Source organism: Streptomyces sp. NPDC107546, assembly GCF_055639175.1.
On record NZ_JBVKBA010000002.1, the window covers coordinates 100,583 to 120,946 of the forward strand.

General features: G+C 68.9%; 21 protein-coding genes and 1 riboswitch. Of the genes, 16 read left to right on the forward strand and 5 right to left on the reverse strand.

Annotated elements, in window-relative coordinates:
- Positions 1 to 165: 165 nt before the first annotated feature.
- Positions 166 to 381 carry a hypothetical protein gene (locus tag ACZ7L1_RS02995; protein WP_471433684.1) on the reverse strand — a complete coding sequence of 72 codons (216 nt, stop codon included), beginning with the start codon at positions 379 to 381 and terminating at the stop codon, positions 166 to 168.
- A gap of 132 nt (positions 382 to 513) precedes the next feature.
- On the opposite strand from ACZ7L1_RS02995, the gene ACZ7L1_RS03000 reads away from it, so the two are divergent.
- The gene (locus ACZ7L1_RS03000) at positions 514 to 1,488 is read left to right on the forward strand and encodes a carbohydrate kinase family protein (protein ID WP_471433687.1); all 975 of its coding nucleotides are present in this window, start codon (positions 514 to 516) and stop codon (positions 1,486 to 1,488) included.
- Between the two features lie 82 nt (positions 1,489 to 1,570).
- Here ACZ7L1_RS03000 and ACZ7L1_RS03005 read toward each other — a convergent pair whose 3' ends face one another.
- Positions 1,571 to 2,947 (reverse strand): aminotransferase class V-fold PLP-dependent enzyme, encoded by a 1,377-nt coding sequence (locus ACZ7L1_RS03005; protein ID WP_471433689.1) that lies wholly within the window; start codon positions 2,945 to 2,947, stop codon positions 1,571 to 1,573.
- Between the two features lie 310 nt (positions 2,948 to 3,257).
- Between ACZ7L1_RS03005 and ctaC the strand changes: the two genes are divergently transcribed.
- From ctaC to ACZ7L1_RS03025, 4 genes are all read left to right on the forward strand, one after another.
- Positions 3,258 to 4,217: an aa3-type cytochrome oxidase subunit II gene (gene ctaC, locus ACZ7L1_RS03010; RefSeq protein WP_103843106.1), complete on the forward strand. Its 960-nt coding sequence runs from the start codon at positions 3,258 to 3,260 to the stop codon at positions 4,215 to 4,217.
- Positions 4,214 to 5,947, forward strand: coding sequence for an aa3-type cytochrome oxidase subunit I (gene ctaD / locus ACZ7L1_RS03015; RefSeq protein WP_468238912.1), 1,734 nt, complete (start codon positions 4,214 to 4,216; stop codon positions 5,945 to 5,947). Before ctaC ends, ctaD begins: the two co-directional genes overlap by 4 nt.
- A complete protein-coding gene (locus ACZ7L1_RS03020; RefSeq protein WP_471433691.1) occupies positions 5,944 to 6,342 on the forward strand; it encodes a cytochrome c oxidase subunit 4 in 399 nt (132 codons plus the stop codon). Before ctaD ends, ACZ7L1_RS03020 begins: the two co-directional genes overlap by 4 nt.
- A gap of 131 nt (positions 6,343 to 6,473) precedes the next feature.
- The gene (locus tag ACZ7L1_RS03025) at positions 6,474 to 7,730 is read left to right on the forward strand and encodes a L,D-transpeptidase (RefSeq protein ID WP_471433693.1); all 1,257 of its coding nucleotides are present in this window, start codon (positions 6,474 to 6,476) and stop codon (positions 7,728 to 7,730) included.
- Between the two features lie 106 nt (positions 7,731 to 7,836).
- On the opposite strand, the gene ACZ7L1_RS03030 is transcribed toward ACZ7L1_RS03025, so the two are convergent.
- Positions 7,837 to 8,238, reverse strand: coding sequence for a response regulator (locus tag ACZ7L1_RS03030; protein WP_471433695.1), 402 nt, complete (start codon positions 8,236 to 8,238; stop codon positions 7,837 to 7,839).
- 179 nt (positions 8,239 to 8,417) lie between these two features.
- Between ACZ7L1_RS03030 and ctaE the strand changes: the two genes are divergently transcribed.
- From ctaE to ACZ7L1_RS03070, 8 genes are all read left to right on the forward strand, one after another.
- Positions 8,418 to 9,038 (forward strand): aa3-type cytochrome oxidase subunit III, encoded by a 621-nt coding sequence (gene ctaE, locus ACZ7L1_RS03035; protein WP_103843096.1) that lies wholly within the window; start codon positions 8,418 to 8,420, stop codon positions 9,036 to 9,038.
- Between the two features lie 111 nt (positions 9,039 to 9,149).
- Complete coding sequence (gene qcrC, locus ACZ7L1_RS03040; protein ID WP_388987385.1) at positions 9,150 to 9,962, forward strand: cytochrome bc1 complex diheme cytochrome c subunit; 813 nt, start codon at positions 9,150 to 9,152, stop codon at positions 9,960 to 9,962.
- On the forward strand, positions 9,959 to 11,017 hold the full coding sequence (gene qcrA, locus ACZ7L1_RS03045) for a cytochrome bc1 complex Rieske iron-sulfur subunit (protein ID WP_263229503.1): 1,059 nt from the start codon (positions 9,959 to 9,961) through the stop codon (positions 11,015 to 11,017). Before qcrC ends, qcrA begins: the two co-directional genes overlap by 4 nt.
- Entirely contained in the window at positions 11,014 to 12,651 is a 1,638-nt protein-coding gene (gene qcrB, locus ACZ7L1_RS03050; RefSeq protein ID WP_471433697.1) for a cytochrome bc1 complex cytochrome b subunit, read from the forward strand. The genes qcrA and qcrB overlap by 4 nt, the downstream gene beginning before the upstream one ends.
- A 137-nt stretch (positions 12,652 to 12,788) precedes the next feature.
- Positions 12,789 to 13,853 carry an anthranilate phosphoribosyltransferase gene (gene trpD, locus ACZ7L1_RS03055; protein ID WP_471433699.1) on the forward strand — a complete coding sequence of 355 codons (1,065 nt, stop codon included), beginning with the start codon at positions 12,789 to 12,791 and terminating at the stop codon, positions 13,851 to 13,853.
- Positions 13,854 to 13,946: 93 nt separating this feature from the next.
- Positions 13,947 to 14,303, forward strand: a complete 357-nt coding sequence (locus tag ACZ7L1_RS03060) for a PRC-barrel domain-containing protein (RefSeq protein WP_471433701.1) — start codon at positions 13,947 to 13,949, stop codon at positions 14,301 to 14,303.
- A gap of 25 nt (positions 14,304 to 14,328) precedes the next feature.
- Positions 14,329 to 14,502 carry a hypothetical protein gene (locus ACZ7L1_RS03065; RefSeq protein WP_471434236.1) on the forward strand — a complete coding sequence of 58 codons (174 nt, stop codon included), beginning with the start codon at positions 14,329 to 14,331 and terminating at the stop codon, positions 14,500 to 14,502.
- Positions 14,503 to 14,582: 80 nt separating this feature from the next.
- Positions 14,583 to 14,699, forward strand: a riboswitch (SAM riboswitch).
- A gap of 185 nt (positions 14,700 to 14,884) precedes the next feature.
- Positions 14,885 to 16,246 (forward strand): aminotransferase class V-fold PLP-dependent enzyme, encoded by a 1,362-nt coding sequence (locus ACZ7L1_RS03070; protein ID WP_471433703.1) that lies wholly within the window; start codon positions 14,885 to 14,887, stop codon positions 16,244 to 16,246.
- A gap of 42 nt (positions 16,247 to 16,288) precedes the next feature.
- Here the strand turns inward: ACZ7L1_RS03070 and ACZ7L1_RS03075 are convergent, their stop codons facing one another.
- Positions 16,289 to 16,570 carry an Lrp/AsnC family transcriptional regulator gene (locus ACZ7L1_RS03075; RefSeq protein WP_471433705.1) on the reverse strand — a complete coding sequence of 94 codons (282 nt, stop codon included), beginning with the start codon at positions 16,568 to 16,570 and terminating at the stop codon, positions 16,289 to 16,291.
- Positions 16,567 to 17,298 (reverse strand): rhomboid family intramembrane serine protease, encoded by a 732-nt coding sequence (locus tag ACZ7L1_RS03080; RefSeq protein ID WP_471433707.1) that lies wholly within the window; start codon positions 17,296 to 17,298, stop codon positions 16,567 to 16,569. The genes ACZ7L1_RS03075 and ACZ7L1_RS03080 overlap by 4 nt, the downstream gene beginning before the upstream one ends.
- Before the next feature lie 157 nt (positions 17,299 to 17,455).
- Between ACZ7L1_RS03080 and ACZ7L1_RS03085 the strand changes: the two genes are divergently transcribed.
- The 3 genes from ACZ7L1_RS03085 (at position 17,456) to ACZ7L1_RS03095 (ending at position 20,360) form a co-directional block, all read left to right on the forward strand.
- Positions 17,456 to 17,695: a hypothetical protein gene (locus ACZ7L1_RS03085; RefSeq protein ID WP_103843079.1), complete on the forward strand. Its 240-nt coding sequence runs from the start codon at positions 17,456 to 17,458 to the stop codon at positions 17,693 to 17,695.
- A 34-nt stretch (positions 17,696 to 17,729) separates the two neighbouring features.
- A complete protein-coding gene (locus tag ACZ7L1_RS03090; protein WP_471433709.1) occupies positions 17,730 to 19,079 on the forward strand; it encodes an NYN domain-containing protein in 1,350 nt (449 codons plus the stop codon).
- A gap of 240 nt (positions 19,080 to 19,319) precedes the next feature.
- Positions 19,320 to 20,360 (forward strand): C40 family peptidase, encoded by a 1,041-nt coding sequence (locus ACZ7L1_RS03095; RefSeq protein ID WP_471433711.1) that lies wholly within the window; start codon positions 19,320 to 19,322, stop codon positions 20,358 to 20,360.
- Positions 20,361 to 20,364 lie beyond the last annotated feature (4 nt).

The window sequence follows — 20,364 nt, forward strand, 5'->3', positions numbered from 1 at the left end:
CTCCTTCGGCTCCACACTGTCCCAGGAGACCCCGCCGTGCCGGAAAAGGGGCACGAAAGGTCGTATCCCGCCTCCCTCTTACGGGGGACAGCGATGGGACGCGGCGGGGGAGCGCACGGTTCCCTCGCGGGTGCGCCGGTCGGCCGGGCGCGGCCGGGCCCGGGATCAGTCCCCGTAGTCGGACATCGCGTCCAGGAGGCGGGCGGAGGCGGGCGGCACGCTGACCCCGTGGATCAGGGACGGTGGGACCGGGACGGGGGCGGCCTTCGCGGGCGCGGCCCAGTGCGGGACCATGCGGGCACAGTCGCCGCGCAGCGACGCCAGGTCTGCTTCCGGTTCCGTGCCGAGCGGGGCGGTGCCGAGGACCTCGAGCTTCGTCATGGCCGCACCGTAGGCAGGCCCGAGCCCACCGGGAAAGATCTACCATCGGGTAGTTTTGCCTGCTTCAGAGGGTCCGGTGGACCGGGTAGCGTGAACTGTCCATCCCCTCCGCCCCAGGAGCGTGTCCTAGCCGTGCGTATCGCAGTCACCGGCTCCATCGCCACCGACCACCTCATGACCTTCCCCGGCCGCTTCGCCGACCAGTTCGTCGCGGACCAGCTGCACACGGTTTCCCTCTCTTTCCTGGTCGACCGCCTCGACGTACGCCGCGGCGGGGTGGGCGCGAACATCGCCTTCGGTATGGGGCAGCTCGGCACCAAGCCGATCCTGGTCGGCGCGGCCGGCTCCGACTTCGACGAGTACCGCGCATGGCTGGACCGACACGGAGTGGACACGGACTCCGTGCGGATCTCGGAGACCCAGCACACGGCCCGCTTCGTGTGCACCACCGACGCCGACCACAACCAGATCGGCTCCTTCTACACCGGCGCGATGAGCGAGGCCCGGCTCATCGAGCTCAAGACGGTCGCCGACCGGGTGGGCGGCCTCGACCTGGTTCTCATCGGCGCCGACGACCCGGAGGCGATGCTGCGCCACACGGAGGAGTGCCGCTCCCGGTCCATCCCGTTCGCCGCGGACTTCTCGCAGCAGATCGCCCGCATGGACGGCGACGAGATCCGGATACTGCTGGACGGGGCGACCTACCTCTTCTCCAACGAGTACGAGAAGGGGCTCATCGAGACCAAGACGGGCTGGTCGGACGCCGAGATCCTGGGCCGGGTGGGCCACCGGGTGACCACGCTCGGCTCCCGCGGCGTGCGCATCGAGCGCGTCGGCGACGACCCGATCGAGGTCGGCGTCCCCGAGGAGACGGCGAAGGTGGACCCGACCGGGGTCGGCGACGCCTTCCGGGCCGGGTTCCTCTCGGGGCTGGTATGGGGGGTCACGCTGGAGCGGGCGGCCCAGGTGGGCTGCATGCTGGCGACCCTGGTCATCGAGACGCTGGGCACGCAGGAGTACCAGCTGCGGCGGGCGCACTTCATGGAACGCTTCACCAAGGCGTACGGGGACGAGGCAGCCGCGGAGGTCCGGGAACACCTGGCCTGAGGCCGCAGCGGGGCCACAGCCCGAGGCCAGTGCCCCGACAGGCAGCGTTCGCCCCGTCGCGCGAACGTCGCCTTCCGGGGCACTAGGAGAGCCGGCGGACCACGTACGCCGAGCCCTGTTCCGCCGGCTCCTCTCCCACGTACTCCTGTCCCCGCATCTCGCACCACGCCGGGATGTCCAGGCGCGCCGCCTCGTCGTCCGCCAGGACGCGGACCGTGCCGCCGACCGGGACGTCCCCGAAGACCTTCGCCAGCTCGATCACCGGGATCGGGCAGCGCTTGCCGAGGGCGTCGACGACCAGGGCCTCCTCCGGCCCGGCGGTCCGCGGGGAGGGCGCCCCCAGCTTCTCCCGGACCCCCGACACCGCCTCCGGCAGCACCGCGAGGAACCGTTCGACGTCCTCCGCCGGCGTGCCCGGCGGCAGCGACACGCGCACGTTGCCCTCGCTCAGCACCCCCATCGCCCTCAGCACATGGCTCGGCGTCAGCGTGCTGCTCGTACAGGACGAACCGGACGAGACGGAGAAGCCCGCGCGGTCCAGCTCGTGCAGCAGCGTCTCCCCATCGACATAGAGACAGGAGAAGGTGACGATCCCGGGCAGTCGGCGCACCGGATCGCCCACCACCTCCACATCGGGGACCAGCTCCGGCACCCGCACCCGGATCCGCTCCGTCAGCTCCCGCAGCCGCAGGGCCTCCTCGGCCGCCTGCGCCCGTACCGCCCGCAGCGACGCCGCGGCCGCCACGACCGCCGGGATGTTCTCGAACCCGGCCGCCCGCCCCGACTCCCGCTCGTCCGAGGGCCCTTGGGGCGCGAACCGCACCCCCTTGCGCACCGCGAGAAGCCCGACACCCGACGGTCCGCCCCATTTGTGCGCACTGGCCGTCAGGACCGACCAGTCGCCCTCCACCGGCCCCCAGCCCAGCGACTGCGCCGCGTCCACCAGCAGTGGCACCCCGGCCGCCCGGCACACCTCAGCCACTCCGGCCACCGGCTGCACCGTGCCCACCTCGTGGTTGGCCGACTGCAGGCAGGCCAGCGCGGTGTCCGGGCGCAACGCCTCCGCGTACTGCTCGGGGGTGACGGCGCCCGCGCGCGAGACCGGCACCTGTGTCACCGTCCCGCCCGACGCCTCGAACACCTCCGCAGAATGAAGCACCGAGGAGTGTTCGACCGCTGACACGATCAGGTGACGTCCGACCCGGCGGCGGCCCGCCAGCACCCCTTCGATCCCCGCGTGCACCGCCCGCGTTCCGGAGGCGGTGAAGACCAGCTCGTCCGGACGGCAGCCCACCGCCTCGGCGGCCGTCTCCCGCGCCGCGTCCAGCAGCAGTCGCGCCCGCCGCCCCTCGCGGTACAGCCGCGCGGGATCGGCCCACCCCTCGTCGAGCGAGGCCAGCAGAGCCTGCCGGGCGACGGGATGAAGGGGAGCACCGGAAGCAGCGTCGAAGTAACCCACAGGGCAACGCTAAAACGCCGGGCAAGCGCAACGGACCTCAAGGGGCGCGGGGAACCGTGCGATTAACCCAAAAACATCCGCACCCGCCACACAAGCCGTACTCCCGAGCCAATAGGCGCCCCATATGCCCCACTCCACCCCTTCGGGGCGCCCCGCGGCGCGTACGGCACCCTCCCCGCGAACCGCTGGATGGCGTCGAGTAGGGTTTGGTCCGCATAAACATCCAAACCCCTGCCCGACGCAGGGCGGCGACCGACCAGCGAGAAGGCCGCAGCCAACCGCGCGGGCGAGACTCTCGGGAAGGCGCTACGTGAGTCCCAACGGCTCCGACCGCTCGCCGCGGCGCCCGATGCGGCGGAAGCTGCTGCAGGCACTGACCGCGGGCCTGGTCCTGGCGACCGCAACCGGTTGCACATACAAGGACTTCCCCCGCCTTGGTATGCCCACCCCGACCACGGAAGAGGCTCCGCGGATCCTCTCCCTGTGGCAGGGGTCCTGGGCGGCCGCGCTCGCCGTCGGCGTGCTGGTGTGGGGCTTGATCCTGTGGAGCGCGATGTTCCACCGGCGCAGCCGCACCAAGGTCGAGGTTCCCCAGCAGACCCGGTACAACATGCCGATCGAGGCGTTGTACACCGTGGTCCCGCTCATCATCGTCTCGGTGCTCTTCTACTTCACCGCCCGTGACGAGTCGAAGCTCCTCAGCCTCTCCAAGAAGCCCGACGTCACCGTGAACGTCATCGGCTACCAGTGGAGCTGGGGCTTCAACTACATCACCCCCGTCGACGGGGTGACGGGCGACGCGAAGACCGACAAGAACCTGGTCGCGATTCCGGACCGGTTCAAGAACGACTTCCCGGCGAACGCCGGCGGTGTCTACGACTTCGGCACGCCCGCCACGCGGAACCCGCAGACGGGCAACCCCGGTCCCACCCTGTGGCTCCCCAAGGGCAAGACCGTCCGCTTCATCCTCACCTCGCGTGACGTCATCCACTCCTTCTGGGTGCTGCCGTTCCTGATGAAGCAGGACGTCATCCCGGGCCACACCAACGCCTTCGAGGTGACCCCCAACCAGGAGGGCACCTTCCGCGGCAAGTGCGCCGAGCTCTGCGGCGTCGATCACTCCCGGATGCTGTTCAACGTGAAGGTCGTCTCGCCCGCAGCGTACGAGCAGCACCTCAAGGACCTCGCGAAGAAGGGGCAGACCGGTTACATTCCCGCCGGCATCGCGCAGACGAGCCACGAGAAGAACCGGGAGACGAACAACCTGTGAGCATCCTCAACGAACCCCAGGGTGCCGCGGCAGCCGAGTCGTACGAGAACGAGCTGCCGGTACGGCGCAGGCGACCCGGTAACGTCGTCGTCAAGTGGCTGACGACCACCGACCACAAGACGATCGGCACGCTGTATCTGACGACGTCGTTCGCGTTCTTCCTGATCGGCGGCGTGATGGCGCTGCTCATGCGCGCCGAGCTGGCCCGTCCGGGCCTGCAGATCATGTCGAACGAGCAGTTCAACCAGGCGTTCACGATGCACGGCACGATCATGCTGCTGATGTTCGCGACGCCGCTGTTCGCCGGCTTCGCGAACTGGATCATGCCGCTGCAGATCGGCGCGCCCGACGTGGCGTTCCCGCGGCTGAACATGTTCGCCTACTGGCTCTACCTGTTCGGCTCGCTCATCGCGGTCGGCGGCTTCCTCACCCCGCAGGGCGCGGCCGACTTCGGCTGGTTCGCCTACAGCCCGCTGTCGGACGCGGTCCGCTCGCCGGGCGTCGGCGCCGACATGTGGATCATGGGTCTGGCCTTCTCCGGTTTCGGCACGATCCTCGGCTCGGTCAACTTCATCACCACGATCATCTGCATGCGCGCCCCCGGCATGACGATGTTCCGCATGCCGATCTTCGTGTGGAACGTGCTGCTGACCGGTGTGCTCGTGCTGCTGGCCTTCCCGGTCCTGGCGGCCGCGCTGTTCGCCCTGGAGGCGGACCGCAAGTTCGGCGCCCACGTCTTCGACGCGGCCAACGGCGGCGCACTGCTGTGGCAACACCTCTTCTGGTTCTTCGGCCATCCAGAGGTGTACATCATCGCGCTACCGTTCTTCGGCATCATCTCCGAGGTCATCCCGGTCTTCAGCCGTAAGCCGATGTTCGGCTACATGGGCCTCATCGGCGCCACCATCGCCATCGCCGGTCTGTCCGTGACGGTGTGGGCGCACCACATGTACGTCACCGGTGGCGTGCTGCTTCCGTTCTTCTCCTTCATGACGTTCCTCATCGCCGTTCCCACCGGCGTGAAGTTCTTCAACTGGATCGGAACGATGTGGAAGGGCTCGCTGTCCTTCGAGACGCCGATGCTCTGGGCGACCGGCTTCCTGATCACCTTCACCTTCGGTGGTCTGACCGGCGTCATCCTGGCCTCGCCGCCGATGGACTTCCACATCTCGGACTCGTACTTCGTGGTGGCGCACTTCCACTACGTGGTCTTCGGCACCGTCGTCTTCGCGATGTTCTCCGGCTTCCACTTCTGGTGGCCGAAGATGACGGGCAAGATGCTCGACGAGCGCCTCGGCAAGATCACCTTCTGGACGCTGTTCATCGGCTTCCACGGCACCTTCCTGGTCCAGCACTGGCTGGGCGCCGAGGGCATGCCGCGTCGTTACGCGGACTACCTCGCCGCCGACGGCTTCACCGCCCTGAACACGATCTCGACGATCTCCTCCTTCCTGCTCGGCCTGTCGATCCTGCCGTTCCTCTACAACGTGTGGAAGACGGCCAAGTACGGCAAGCCGGTCGGCGTCGACGACCCGTGGGGCTACGGCCGTTCGCTGGAGTGGGCGACCTCCTGCCCGCCGCCGCGGCACAACTTCCTCACGCTGCCGCGCATCCGCTCCGAATCCCCCGCCTTCGACCTGCACCACCCGGAGATCGCCGCGCTCGAGCAGCTCGAGTACGCGGGTGCCGGCAGCAAGGGCGTCGCTGGTGGCAAGGAGGCCGGCAAGTGAAGATCCAGGGCAAGATGTTCCTGTGGCTGGCCGTCTTCATCCTCGCGATGGCCATCATCTACGGCCTGTGGTCGAAGGAGCCGGCCGGCACGACCGCGCTGTTCCTGGCCTTCGGCCTGAGCGTGATGATCGGCTACTACCTGGCCTTCACGGCCCGGCGGGTCGACGCGGGCGCCCAGGACAACAAGGAGGCCGACGTCGCCGACGACGCCGGTGAGATCGGCTTCTTCAGCCCGCACAGCTGGCAGCCGCTCGCCCTCGGCATCGGTGGAGCGTTCGCCTTCCTGGCGATCGCGATCGGCTGGTGGCTGCTGTACTTCTCGGCCCCGCTGATCCTGGTGGGCCTGTGGGGCTGGGTCTTCGAGTACTACCGCGGCGAGAACCGCACCCAGTAACACGCGCCGAGCGCGACGAGAGCCCGGACACACCGCCTGGAGTGTCCGGGCTCCCTCTTTTGCCGCGTCTTCCGTCCCCCACACGGATTGCCCGGCGCGCCATGCTTGACGGACGTTCCTAGCGTGAGGGCATGAGCCACACAGCGTTCTTGAGGAACGGCACGGTCGTCGGCTGCACCCTGCTGGTGATCGCCCTCGGTGCGGGTCTCGTCGCCTGCGGCGGGGACGGGGACCCGGCGGCGAAGCCGTACGACGCGGCGGACGACATCGCCTTCAACGCCCCGGTCGGCGACGACAAGAAGGTCGACCCGGACAAACCACTGGAGATCACCGCCTCGGGTTCGGACGCGCGCATCACGGACGTCACCGCCACCGACTCTCGAGGACGCTACGTCGCCGGTGAGCTCTCCGCCGACGGCAGCCGCTGGCACAGCACCTCACCGCTGGCCGCGGGCATCCACTACACGGTGCAGGTCAGCACGGAGGACGAGGACGGCAACCCGGGCCGCAAGACCCTGGAGTTCGACACCGGCACCCCGAAGACCAGGAAGGTACTGAACGTCACCTTCGGCCCCGACTCCGGGACCTACGGCATCGGCCAGCCCGTCACGGCCACCCTCAGCGAGCCCGTCAAGGACAGAGCGCAGCGGGCCCTCGTCGAGCGGGCCCTCAGGGTGGACTCGGTGCCCGCCGTGGAGGGCTCCTGGTACTGGGTGGACGACAAGACGCTGCACTACCGCCCCAAGGACTACTGGCCCGTCCACGCCACCGTCACGGCCTACAGCAACCTCGCCGGGGTGAAGATCGCCGAACGCCTCTGGGGCGGCGACACCAAGCCCGTGAAGCTGACCACGGGGGACAGCGTCATCGCCGTCACGGACTCCGCGTCACACCGGATGACGGTCTACAAGAACGGCCAGGCGATCAAGCAGATCCCCATCACCACCGGCAAGCCCGGCTACGAGACCCGCAACGGCGTCAAGGTGATCCTGAACAAGAGCTACGTCGTACGGATGCGCGGATCCACCATCGGCATCTCGGCGGGCTCCAGCGACTCCTACGACCTGAACGTCTACTGGGCGGCCCGGGTCACCTGGAGCGGCGAGTACGTGCACGCCGCACCCTGGTCCGTGGGCTCCCAGGGGTACGCCAACGTCAGCCACGGCTGCACGGGGATGAGCACCTCGTACGCCCAGTGGTTCTACAACACGGTCCGGCAGGGAGACATCGTCCAGGTCGTCAACTCGGGCGGCAAACAGATGGAACCGTTCGGCAACGGCTTCGGCGACTGGAATGTGGACTGGAAGAAGTGGCAGAAGGGCAGCGCCCTGAGCCCCGACACTTCGAACCCCGCCATGACGGCACGACTGAGCCCGGAGAGCGTCTGAGCGCCCCACAAGGGGCGCTGGGCTGCGACGTGTGGCGGCTGCGCCGCGTGGGCGCGGGCAACCACAACGTACCCGCGGTCGCCGTACCAGCCTGGAACCCGGGCTCTCAGGCGCTCGAGAGGGCCCTGCGCCGCAACAGCGCAGCCAAAGCAGAGGCGAACTCGACCGGCTCGACCGGCAGCGCCACAGCCGCATCCGCGCGACTCCAGGTCGCAAGCCACGCGTCCTGAGGCCGAGCGATCAGCACCAGCACCGGCGGGCAATGGAAGATCTCGTCCTTGATCTGCCGACACACGCCCATGCCGCCCATCGGCACGGCCTCGCCGTCCAGCACGCACACATCGATGCCGCCCTTGTCCAGCTCCCTGAGCACGGCCTCCGGCGTGGCGCACTCGACGAACTCCACCTCGGGTACGTCCGGAGCCGGCCTGCGGCCGGAGGCCAGCCGCACCTGGGCGCGGGTGTTGGAATCGTCGCTGTAGACCAGCACCGTGGCGGTCGGCTGCATGCTTCCCTCCGGGACGTCGTCGTCGTACGGAACGGACCATCGGTGCGGATGCTACCCCCTGGAACACCGGGTCGACACCGGCGTGCACCGCCCTTCGGTGCGCCATCCGGGCACTACAGACGGTACGGACACTCCGAACGGCACCCCCCGGGGTGAGGGCGAGATAAGCGACCGACATAATGTCGGTCGTGGCGACAGCAACGACAGTAGAAACCGGGCACGCGCACCCGTCGGTCAACCGGCCGAACCTCACCAGCGTCGGAACCATCATCTGGCTGAGTTCCGAGCTGATGTTCTTCGCGGCCCTCTTCGCGATGTACTTCACCCTGCGATCGGTGACCGGGCCGGCTCACTGGAAGGAGATGGCGAGCCATCTCAACTTCCCGTTCTCGGCGACGAACACCACGATCCTGGTGCTCTCCTCCCTGACCTGCCAGCTCGGCGTGTTCGCCGCCGAGCGCGGGGACGTGAAGAAGCTCCGGGGCTGGTTCATCGTCACCTTCATCATGGGTGCGATCTTCGTCGGCGGTCAGATCTTCGAGTACACCGAGCTGGTCAAGAAGGACGGCCTCTCGCTGTCCTCGGACCCGTACGGCTCGGTGTTCTACCTGACCACCGGCTTCCACGGCCTGCACGTGACGGGTGGTCTCATCGCCTTCCTCCTGGTCCTCGGCCGCACCTACGCGGCGCGCAGGTTCACCCATGAGCAGGCGACCGCCGCCATCGTCGTGTCCTACTACTGGCACTTCGTCGATGTCGTCTGGATCGGCCTCTTCGCCACGATCTACATGATCCGGTAGTCGGCCGCCGCGCGGCGGACGGTCCCCCGACCGGGGGGAGCCGATCGCCCCCGGCGACCCGATCCACCTCCAGAAGCATCGACGCAGAAGATCCTGACACCGGGGTAATCCGTGAAAAAGCTCTCCGCACGACGACGCCATCCGCTGGCGGCTGTCGTCGTCCTACTCCTCGCGCTGGCGGCCACCGGGGGGCTGTACGCAGCGTTCGCGCCCGCGACCCAGGCGCAGGCCGATACGACCGCCCAGTCCCTCGCCATCGACGAGGGCAAGAAGCTCTACCAGGTGGGCTGCGCCAGCTGCCACGGCACCAACGGTCAGGGCAGCTCCGACGGTCCGAGCCTGGTGGGCGTGGGTGCCGCGGCCGTCGACTTCCAGGTCGGCACCGGGCGTATGCCCGCCGCCACCTCGCAGGGCGCCCAGGTGCCGCGGAAGAAGCCGATCTACAACCAGACCCAGATCGACCAGCTCGCGGCGTACATCTCGTCCCTCGGCGCCGGCCCGGCGATCCCGACGAAGAACGACTACAGCCCGGAAGGCGCCGACATCGCCAAGGGTGGGGAGCTCTTCCGTACGAACTGCGCGCAGTGCCACAACTTCACCGGTGAGGGTGGCGCGCTGACGCACGGCAAGTTCGCCCCGAGCCTTGAGGGTGTCGACCCCAAGCACATCTACGAGGCCATGCAGACCGGCCCGCAGAACATGCCGTCCTTCCCGGACACCACGCTGTCGCAGCAGAACAAGAAGGACATCATCGCGTACCTGAACGCGGTCAACGGTGACCAGACCGAGAACCCCGGCGGTCTCAAGCTGGGCGGCCTCGGCCCGGTCTCCGAGGGCCTGTTCGCCTGGATCTTCGGCCTCGGCGCGCTGATCGTCGTCGCCGTCTGGGTCGCCGCTCGGACCGCAAAGGCCAAGAAGTCATGAGTAGCCACGACATTCCAGAAGAGAACCTGCCCGCTGAGCAGGACACCGAGTCCGGTGCGGTAGCCGTCGCGGACGAGGAGAACCCGTTCGCCGACCCGGGGCTGCCGCCCCACGAGCACCGCATCCAGGACATCGACGAGCGGGCCGCCAAGCGCTCCGAGCGCACGGTCGCCCTGCTGTTCACCGTGTCGATGCTGGCCACCATCGGCTTCATCGCCTCGTACGTCGGGATCCCGAACGACAAGTCGATCTACGTCTTCCCGATCGGGCACATCAGCGCGATGAACTTCGCGCTGGGCCTGACGCTCGGCGTGGCGCTGTTCACGATCGGCGCGGGTGCGGTCCACTGGGCCCGCACCCTGATGTCCGACGTGGAGATCGCCGACGAGCGTCACCCGGTCGAGGCGTCCCCCGAGGTCAAGGCCAAAGTGATGGCCGACTTCCGGCAGGGCGCCAAGGAGTCGGTGATCGGCCGCCGCAAGCTGATCCGCACCACGATGCTCGGCGCGCTGGCCATGTTCCCGCTCTCCGGCCTCTTCCTGCTGCGTGACCTCGGCTCCCTGCCCGGGACGAAGTTGCGCCACACGATGTGGTCCAAGGGCAAGCTCCTCGTCAACATGAACACGAACCAGCCGCTGCGTCCCTCGGACGTCCAGGTCGGTTCGCTCACCTTCGCCAAGCCCGAGGGCCTGGAGGAGACCAGCGAGGACTTCCAGGTGGAGATCGCCAAGGCGGCGCTGATGATCGTCCGGCTGCAGCCGGAGAACATCAAGGACAAGAAGGAACTGTCCTGGTCCCACGAGGGCATCGTGGCGTTCTCCAAGATCTGCACCCACGTCGGTTGCCCGATCTCCCTGTACGAGCAGCAGACGCACCACGTCCTCTGCCCGTGCCACCAGTCCACCTTCGACCTCTCCGACGGGGCCCGGGTCATCTTCGGCCCGGCCGGTCACGCCCTGCCGCAGCTGCGCATCGGCGTCAACGCGGACGGTTACCTCGAGGCGCTCGGCGACTTCGAGGAGCCCGTCGGTCCTGCCTTCTGGGAGCGCGGATGAGCACTACAACGAGCAACGGGTCCGCGTCGCGCGGACGGGCACCGGCCGGCGAGCGCGTCGCCGACTGGGCCGACGGACGCCTGGGCATCTACACCCTGGCCAAGTCGAACATGCGGAAGATCTTCCCCGACCACTGGTCGTTCATGTTGGGCGAGGTCTGCCTCTACAGCTTCCTCATCATCATCCTCACGGGTGTCTACCTGACCCTGTTCTTCCACCCGTCGATGAACGAGGTGGTGTACCACGGCAGTTACGTGCCGCTTCAGGGTCAGCTGATGAGCGAGGCGTTCAACTCGACGCTGCACATCAGCTTCGACGTCCGCGGCGGTCTGCTGGTCCGGCAGATCCACCACTGGGCGGCGCTGATCTTCCTCGCCGGCATGTTCGTCCACATGATGCGCGTCTTCTTCACCGGCGCGTTCCGCAAGCCGCGTGAGATCAACTGGCTGTTCGGCTTCCTGCTGTTCGTCCTGGGCATGTTCACCGGCTTCACCGGTTACTCGCTCCCGGACGACCTGCTCTCCGGCACCGGTGTCCGCTTCATGGAGGGCGCGATCCTGTCCGTGCCGATCGTCGGCACGTACCTGTCGTTCTTCCTCTTCGGCGGCGAGTTCCCGGGCGGCGACTTCGTGGCCCGGTTCTACTCGATCCACATCCTGCTGCTCCCGGGCATCATGCTCGGCCTGGTGGTCGGCCACCTGATCCTGGTCGTCTACCACAAGCACACGCAGTTCGCGGGCCCCGGCAAGACGAACACCAACGTCGTCGGGATGCCGCTGATGCCGGTGTACATGGCCAAGGCCGGAGGCTTCTTCTTCCTGGTCTTCGGCGTCATCGCGGCCATCGCGGCGATCGCCACCATCAACCCCATCTGGGCCATCGGCCCCTACCGTCCGGACCAGGTGTCCACGGGCGCCCAACCCGACTGGTACATGGGCTTCTCCGAGGGCCTGATCCGCACGATGCCGGGCTGGGAGATCAACTTCTGGGGTCACACGCTCGTCCTGGGTGTGTTCGTCCCGCTGGTGATCTTCCCGCTGGTCCTGGTCGCGATCGCGGTCTACCCGTTCATCGAGTCCTGGGTCACCGGCGACAAGCGCGAGCACCACATCCTGGACCGGCCGCGCAACGCTCCGACGCGCACCGCGTTCGGTGCCGCCTGGATCTCGTGGTACTTCGTACTGCTGGTCGGTGGTGGCAACGACCTGTGGGCCACCCACTTCCACCTGTCGATCAACGCGATCACCTGGTTCGTCCGCGTCGCCTTCTTCGTGGTGCCGGTGCTCGTGTTCATCGTCACCAAGCGGATCTGCCTCGGCCTGCAGCGTCGGGACCGCGACAAGGTGCTGCACGGCCGCGAGTCGGGCATCATCAAGCGGCTGCCGCACGGTGAGTTCATCGAGGTCCACGAGCCGCTCAGCCAGGAGCAGCTGCACACGCTCACGGCGCACGAGCAGTACAAGCCGGCCGAGCTCGGCCCGACGGTCGACGAGAACGGCGTCGAGCGGAAGATCAAGGGCTCAGCGAAGCTGCGTGCCAAGCTCAGCAACGCGTACTACGGGGAGAACAACCAGATCCCCAAGCCCACGGTCGAGGAATACAAGGAGATCACGAGCGGCCACGGCCACCACTGATCGCTGCACGCCACGCCACGGTCGAAGGGCCCCGTCCGGTGTTCGGACGGGGCCCTTCGCCATGCCTCCAGCTGGATAGGGTGGACCTGTTCGAGACTCGCGTCCCGTAGTCCGGGACACCGACCCAGGAGCGGCTTATGAGCGCTGTGCACCCCGCTGGAGGCGACACCGCGGCGGGCCGTTCCTGGCCCCAGGTGCTGAACGGGCTCCTCGAGGGCCGCGACCAGAGCGCGGACGACACGGCCTGGGCGATGGACCGCATCATGCGCGGCGAGGCGACGGACGCGCAGATCGCCGGGTTCGTGGTGGCGCTGCGGGCCAAGGGCGAGACCGTCGAGGAGATCACCGGCGTGGTCCGGGCGATGTACGAGCACGCCAACGTGATCGAGGTGTCGGGTCGCACGGTCGACATCGTCGGCACGGGCGGCGACGGCGCGAAGACGGTGAACATCTCCACGATGTCGGCGCTGGTGGTGGCCGGCACGGGGGCCAAGGTCGTCAAGCACGGAAACCGCGCGGCCTCGTCGGCGTCGGGCTCGTCGGACGTCCTGGAAAAGCTGGGCGTCAACCTCGACCTGACGCCCCAGCGGGTGGCGCAGGTCGCGGAGGAGGCGGGCATCACCTTCTGTTTCGCGGTGAAGTTCCACCCCGCCCTGCGCCATGTCGCCGCCGCGCGCGGTCAGCTGGGTATCCGGACCGTCTTCAACGCCCTCGGCCCGCTGACCAACCCGGCGAAGGTGAAGGCCCAGGCGGTCGGCGTCGCAGACCCGCGACTGGCGCCGATGATCGCGGGGGTGCTCGCCGAGCGCGGCAACTCCTCCCTGGTGTTCCGCGGCGACGACGGCCTCGACGAGCTGACGACGACTGCCACCTCCCACGTCTGGATCGTCCGCGACGGCAAGGTCACCGAGGAGACCTTCGACCCGCGGGACGCCGGTATCGAACTGGTCCCGGTTCAGGCCCTGCGCGGCGGCGACCCGTCCCACAACGCCGAGGTCGCCCGCCGCCTTCTCGACGGGGAGACGGGCCCGGTACGGGACGCCGTCCTGCTGAACTCTGCAGCGGCGCTGGTGGCGCTGGAGCCGGGTGACGGCCCGCTGGCGGACCAGATCCGCACCGGCATGGCCAAGGCCGCCGAGTCGATCGACTCGGGCGCGGCCAAGCGTGCCCTGGAGCGGTGGGTGGCCGCCAGTAACGCCTGACTCCGGGCACGCCCCGCGGAAAAGGCCAGGTCAGGCTGGCTGGAGTACAGTGAGACAAAGGCAGCTCTCCCGCGGGCCGCAAGGAGGCTGGGCATGATCCATTCAGCCGATATCCGCGAGTGGCGCAACCGGGACGTGATCGACGCCAAGGGCCGCAAGATCGGGTCCCTTGAGGCGGTGTACGTCGACACCACCACCGACACGCCCGCCATGGCCACCGTCCGCACCGGGCTGGTGACCCGGCAGAGGCTCGTCTTCGTCCCCATCGACGAGGCGACCGTGGGACCCGGATACGTCCAGGTGGCCCACTCCAAGGGGCAGGTACGCAAAGCGCCGTCCATCGGCGTGGACGACGTGCTGCCGGTCGAGCGGGAAGAAGAGATCTTCAAACACTACGACAGGTCCTACGAGCCCGGTGCCGACCGCGGACGCCGTCTCGCGCGCCGCTGACCCCGGGCCGAGGGAAGTGGTCACCATGATGGCGTTCTTCCTGTTCCTGATCCTCGCGGCGGTCGCCCTGGGCATCATCGGCGTGGTCGTGAAGGGGCTGTTCTACCTCTTGATCATCGGCATAGTGGTCTTCCTGGCCAGCCTCCTTCTGTTCGGTATGCGCTGGGGGCGGCACTCGAAGCACCACCTGATTCGGTGACGCACCGGGACGGGTCCGCCCGTCCCGGTATACGGACAGAAGTTGCGAGCAGCTGATCACCTGTCGTAGTTTCCACATCAGGTCATGAGCGACAGCCATTCGGCCCCGGCCGGCTGTCCGGCAACCCTCCGTCCGTGGCGGGGTGCCCCGGGTGAGGACCAGGTCGCAGGCAGCGAGGTCTGCGGCAAGCGCGGACCCCTCGTGCCTTCCAGGGGTCCTGGTCGTTCGAGGGAGCCTTCCGTGAGCAAGCGAATGCGTTAGGGCCGCAGAGCCCCGCCTCCGCGCTCCTTTTTCCTTTCACCTTCTCCGTGCCGTGGACACCGCTGCGCCCGTGCGCGCCTCCGGCACCGGTGAGTCTCGCCTGCCCTACGGGAGTACACCCATGTCCGTCTCCACCCTTGCCGTCGACCAGTCCGTCTGTGCCCCGCTGCCCGTTCTGGGGCGCGATGTCACCGTCCCGCTCGTCACCGGCGGCGACGTCACCTACGCCGCCCTCGACTACGCGGCCAGCGCCCCCGCGCTGCAGCGCGTCTGGGACGACGTGGCGGCGTACGCCCCGTACTACGGCAGCGTCCACCGCGGCGCCGGCTACCTCTCCCAGCTGTCCACCGACCTGTTCGAGAACGCCCGCCGCACGGTCGCCGAGTTCCTCGACTGCCGCGACACCGACCAGGTGGTCTTCACCCGCTCCACCACCGACTCGCTCAACCTCCTCGCCGCCGCCCTCCCGGCCGACTGCCAGGTCTTCGTCTTCGAGACCGAGCACCACGCCTCCCTGCTGCCGTGGCGGGACGCCCGGGTCACCTACCTCGACGCCCCGAGCAGCCCCCGGCAGGCCGTCGAGACCCTGGAGCGCGCCCTCGCCGACCGCGACCCCTACGGCCCGGCCCTGGTCTGCGTCACCGGTGCCTCCAACGTCACCGGTGAGCTGTGGCCGGTACAGGAGCTGGCGGCGGCCGCCCATGCGCACGGCGCCCGTATCGTCCTGGACGCCGCCCAGCTCGCCCCGCACCACCCGGTGTCCGTCAAGGACCTCGACGTGGACTGGGTCGCCTTCTCGGGCCACAAGCTCTACGCCCCCTTCGGCTCCGGCGTCCTGGCCGGCCGCGCCGACTGGCTGCGCCAGGCCGAGCCGTACCTCGCGGGCGGCGGCGCCAGCCGCAAGGTCACGCGCCGGACGGACGGAGGAGTGGACGTGGAGTGGCACGACACGGCGGCCCGTCACGAGGCCGGCTCCCCGAACGTGATCGGCGCCTACGCCATCGCCTCCGCCTGCAAGGCCCTCACCGAGGCCGGCTTCGACACCCTGGTCGCCCGCGAGCAGCACCTGATCCGCAGGGTCACGGAGGCCCTCGCCGACGTCCCCGAGGTCAGGATCCTCTCCCTCTTCGGCGACGACGCCCCCCGCGTCGGCGTGATCTCCTTCGTCGTCGAGGGCTGGAACAGCTCCCACTTCGCCGCCGCGCTCTCCGCCGAGTACGGCATCGGCGTCCGCGACGGCCTGTTCTGCGCCCACCCGCTGGTCCGCACCCTGCTCGGCAGCGACCCCCAGACCCAGGGCGAGTGCGGCGCCCCCGAGGCGGCGCCCGGGGAGAAGTCCCTCAACGCGATCCGGGTGAGCTTCGGCGCCGGCACCCCCGACGAGCATGTGGAGCGCTTCGTCAACGCGGTGACGGAACTGGTGAGCGACGGCGCGCGGTGGCAGTACCGCACGGAGAACGGCCGCTGCGTCCCGGCGGTCTGAACCGGTAGGGCCGGTGAGGCGGCGTTCAGCGGATCGGGCGGATCAGGCGTCCAGCCCGATCGCGAACGCCGCCTCCAGGTCGTGCTGGGAGTAGGTACGGAACGCCACGTGGGTGTCCGTCGCCTCGACCCCCGGGATCTTGCTGATCCGCCCGGGGATGACGTCCGCCAGCTCCTCGTGCTCCTTCACCCGCACCATGGCGATCAGGTCGTACGTCCCCGTCACGGAGAAGACCTCGCTGACGGAATCCAGCGAGGCGATCCGCTCCGCGATCTCGGGGATCCGGTCCACGCTGGTCTTGATGAGCACGATCGCGGTGATCACGGCTGCTGTTCTCCCTCGGGGGCCTGGGCTGGTGGTTTCACCCTACTCGTAGGCACGTAGCGCACCCACGCATAGAGGAACCCCAGCGAGAACCCCACCAGGTGGGCCAGGTAGGCCACCCCGGGCCCCTGCGCGGCCCGGCCCGCCGCCATCCACTGCAGGGACGCCCAGAACGGCAGGACCACCCAGGCCGGGAACCTCAGCGGCAGGAAGAACAGGAACGGGAAGAGACTGGTCACCCGCGCGTCGGGGAAGAGGAACAGGAACGCACCCAGGACCGCGGAGATCGCCCCGGACGCTCCGACCAGCGTCTGCGCCGACGCGGCGTTGGCCGCCGCGTACCCCAGCAGCGCCAGGCAGCCGCAGCCCAGGTAGAACAGGGCGAACTCCACATGCCCCATCCGCTCCTCGGCCATGGCCCCGAAGACATAGAGGAAGAGCATGTTGCCCAGCAGATGCACCCAGCTGCCGTGCACGAACAGCGCGGTCGCGGGCGTGAGCGCCGCTCGCGGGGCCCCGCTGAACAGCTCCACCGGCACCACGCCCCAGCGTGCGAAGTAGGCCCGCTGCGCGGCGAGCAGCGCGTCCCCCGTCCCGTAGGCCGGATTCAGCCCCGCGGCCGGTCCGACGACGAAGAGCACGCAGCACAGGACGATCAGCCCGTACGTCACCGGCGCCGACTGTCCGCGCAGCGCTCCCACGGCTGTCCTGCCCCAGGTGCTGATCATGGTACAGAGCATGGCGTAACCGGACCGATCCGCACAGAGTGCCTCGCCGCCGTGGAACGGGCGGGCGGCGGGTACTCGCCAGGCCGTAGGGTTACGAGCCACACGCTCCAGGGAAACTGGCGCATCACGGAGACTGGAAGAAGGAAGAGCACCCACGATGACGGTTCCCCTGCCGACGGAGACGACCCGCTGGCGCTGCACGCTCTGCGGCAACCTCACCCGTTTCGACGTGACCCGCTCGTCGAAGGTCGTGGAGTACGTGCACCTCGATCTGGCCGGGGAGCCGAAGGTGGAGGAGCGCGAGGTGGTCAGTGAGACCATCGAGTCGGTCCGTTGCCGCTGGTGCAACGCGGTCGACCAGGTGGAGCTCGTGGACAGGCCGGGCGCCGGCTCCTGAGGGAGGCGGCCCCGCAGGGCGTATGGGGTGAGGGATGGCTGAGACCACAGGCGGGGAGCCGGTCGACGGCACCGCTGAGGTGCTCGACCGTCCGCTGCCCGACGGCGTGCGCCGCCGGGTCGTGCAGATCGTGTCCGACGGCTTCGGCGGGCTGACCCTCGCCGAGCTGCCCGCACAGCTGCGGCAGTACGCCCGGTTCACCCCCACCCGCCGGGCCAAGTTCGCCGGCAACGCCATGGCGGCGGCCGTGGAGACGGACGCACTCTTCCGGCAGCGCATCGCCGAGAAGCTCAGAGAGGCCCAGCCGGAGCTCGCCGGCGCCATGGACTCCGGCTCCCCGCCCCCGGCCGCGGACCCGCTCGACGTGGCGGCCGCGGCCTATGTACTTCGCCCGGCGGGCTGGGTGAAGCTGGTGACCGCCGCCGGCGAGGAGGCCCAGCGCGTCGACGCCGAGCGCGCCGGCGAGGAGAGCCGGGCCGAGCTGGAGCGGCTGCGCGCCGAGCTGGCGGCCGCGCGCGAGCACACCCGCGCCGAGACCGAGCGGCTGCGGGCGGAATTGGACGCGGCCCGCAAGGAAGCCGACTCGCTCCACCGTAAACTGCGAGCCGCCGTCAGTGACGTCAGACGCGGCGAGGCCGCCCTGCGCAAGGCCCAGGGTGAGATGGAGGCGGTGCGCGCCGAAGGGCAGGCCCAGCTCTCCGTCGCCGAGAGCGAGACCCGGCGGCTCAAGGCGCGCCTGGCCGAGGCGGAGGCCGCCCTGGAGGCCACGCGCAGGGCGGCGCGCGAAGGACGCAGCGTCGAGGACATGCGGGTACGGCTGTTGCTCGACACCCTGCTGGACGCGGCCCAGGGGCTGCGCCGTGAACTGGCGCTGCCACCGGTCTCCGTGCGGCCGGCGGAGACCGTGGACGCGGTCGAACCGGGACGAATGACCCCGAAGGACATCGCCGCCCGTGCGCTGTCCGAGAACGATCCCGCGATCCTCGACCAGTTGCTCGCACTGCCGCAGGTGCACCTGGTCGTCGACGGCTACAACGTCACCAAGACCGGCTATCCGCAGATGCCGCTGGAGAAGCAACGCCTGAGGCTCCTCGGGCAGCTCTCCCAACTCGCCGCGCAGACCGGCGCCGAGGTCACCTGTGTCTTCGACGGGGCGGAACTGGCCGCACCGGTGCTGCTCGCGCCGCCGCGCGGGGTTCGGGTGCTGTTCTCCAAACCGGGCGTCACCGCGGACGAGTTGATCCGCCAGCTGGTGCGCGCCGAGCCGCCGGGCCGGCCCGTCATCGTCGCCTCCACGGACCGCGAGGTGGCCGACGGGATCGCGAGGGCGGGAGCGCGCCCGGTCGCTTCTGCGGTGCTGCTGAAGCGTCTCTCACGCGGCTGAAATCAGGCCTTAGGTCACCTACGTCATCAACCGCAACGTACAGGCTCAATGCCCGAATTGACGGGACCGTCGCGCAACGTAGCGTCAGGAGTGCCTCACTTCCTGTGCCTCATGTGCAAAGAATGCATTGCGGGACAGGATTTTTTGGTGTGAGGATTTGAATTCATCACGATGAGGTCACTAGGGTCTGGCCTCGAACCTCCGAGCGGGTGATCACTCAGAAGAAGGAGCCTGCTTCCAGTGGCGTCCCACCGTCGACCCAAGCAGCCGAGCCGTGCACGTGTGACCGTGCTGACCACCGCGGCAGCCGCCGCCGTCGCGTTCAGCGCGAACGCCGCCAACGCGGCGCCCAGTGCCAAGCCGAGCGTGGACGAGGTCAAGTCCAAGGTCGACAAGCTCTACGAGGACGCCGAGAAGGCCACCGAGCAGTACAACGGGGCCAAGGAGAAGCAGGAGAAGCTCCAGCAGGAGATATCCACCCTCCAGGACAAGGTCGCCCGGGGTCAGGACGAGCTCAACAAGCTGCGTGACGGCATCGGCACCATGGCCAGCGCCCAGTACCGCACCGGTAGCATCGACCCCTCCCTCCAGCTCTTCCTCTCCTCGAACCCGGACGACTACCTCGACAAGGCGTCCACCCTCGACCAGTTGAGCAGCCAGCAGGTCGAGGCGCTGAAGAAGATCCAGGAGAAACAGCGCGAGCTGGCGCAGGAGCGCCAGGAAGCCACCGACAAGCTCAAGGACCTCGCCGCCACCCGCACCGAACTGGGCAAGAAGAAGCAGGAAGTCCAGGGCAAGCTGGCCGCGGCGCAGAAGCTCCTCAACAGCCTCACCGCCCAGCAGCGGGCCGCCCTGCAGGCCGACCAGGACCGCGCCAGCCGGGCCAGCGAGCGCACCGCCCTCAGTGTCTCCGTCGGCGTCGGCTCCGGCCGGGCCGGTGCCGCCTTCTCCGCCGCCCAGACGCAGATCGGCAAGCCGTACGTCTACGGCGCCACGGGCCCCAACGCCTACGACTGCTCGGGCCTGACCTCCTGGGCGTACGCGCAGGCCGGCGTCTCCATCCCGCGCACCTCGCAGGAGCAGGCCAACATAGGCACCCGCATCTACTCGGTCAACGACCTCCAGGTCGGCGACCTGGTGTTCTTCTTCAACGACATCCACCACGTGGGTCTCTACGCGGGCAACGGCCAGATCCTGCACGCCCCGCGCACCGGCACCGTCGTCCGCTACGAGTCGATGTCCACGATCGGCGGACCGTTCATGTTCGGCGTCCGGGTCTGAACCC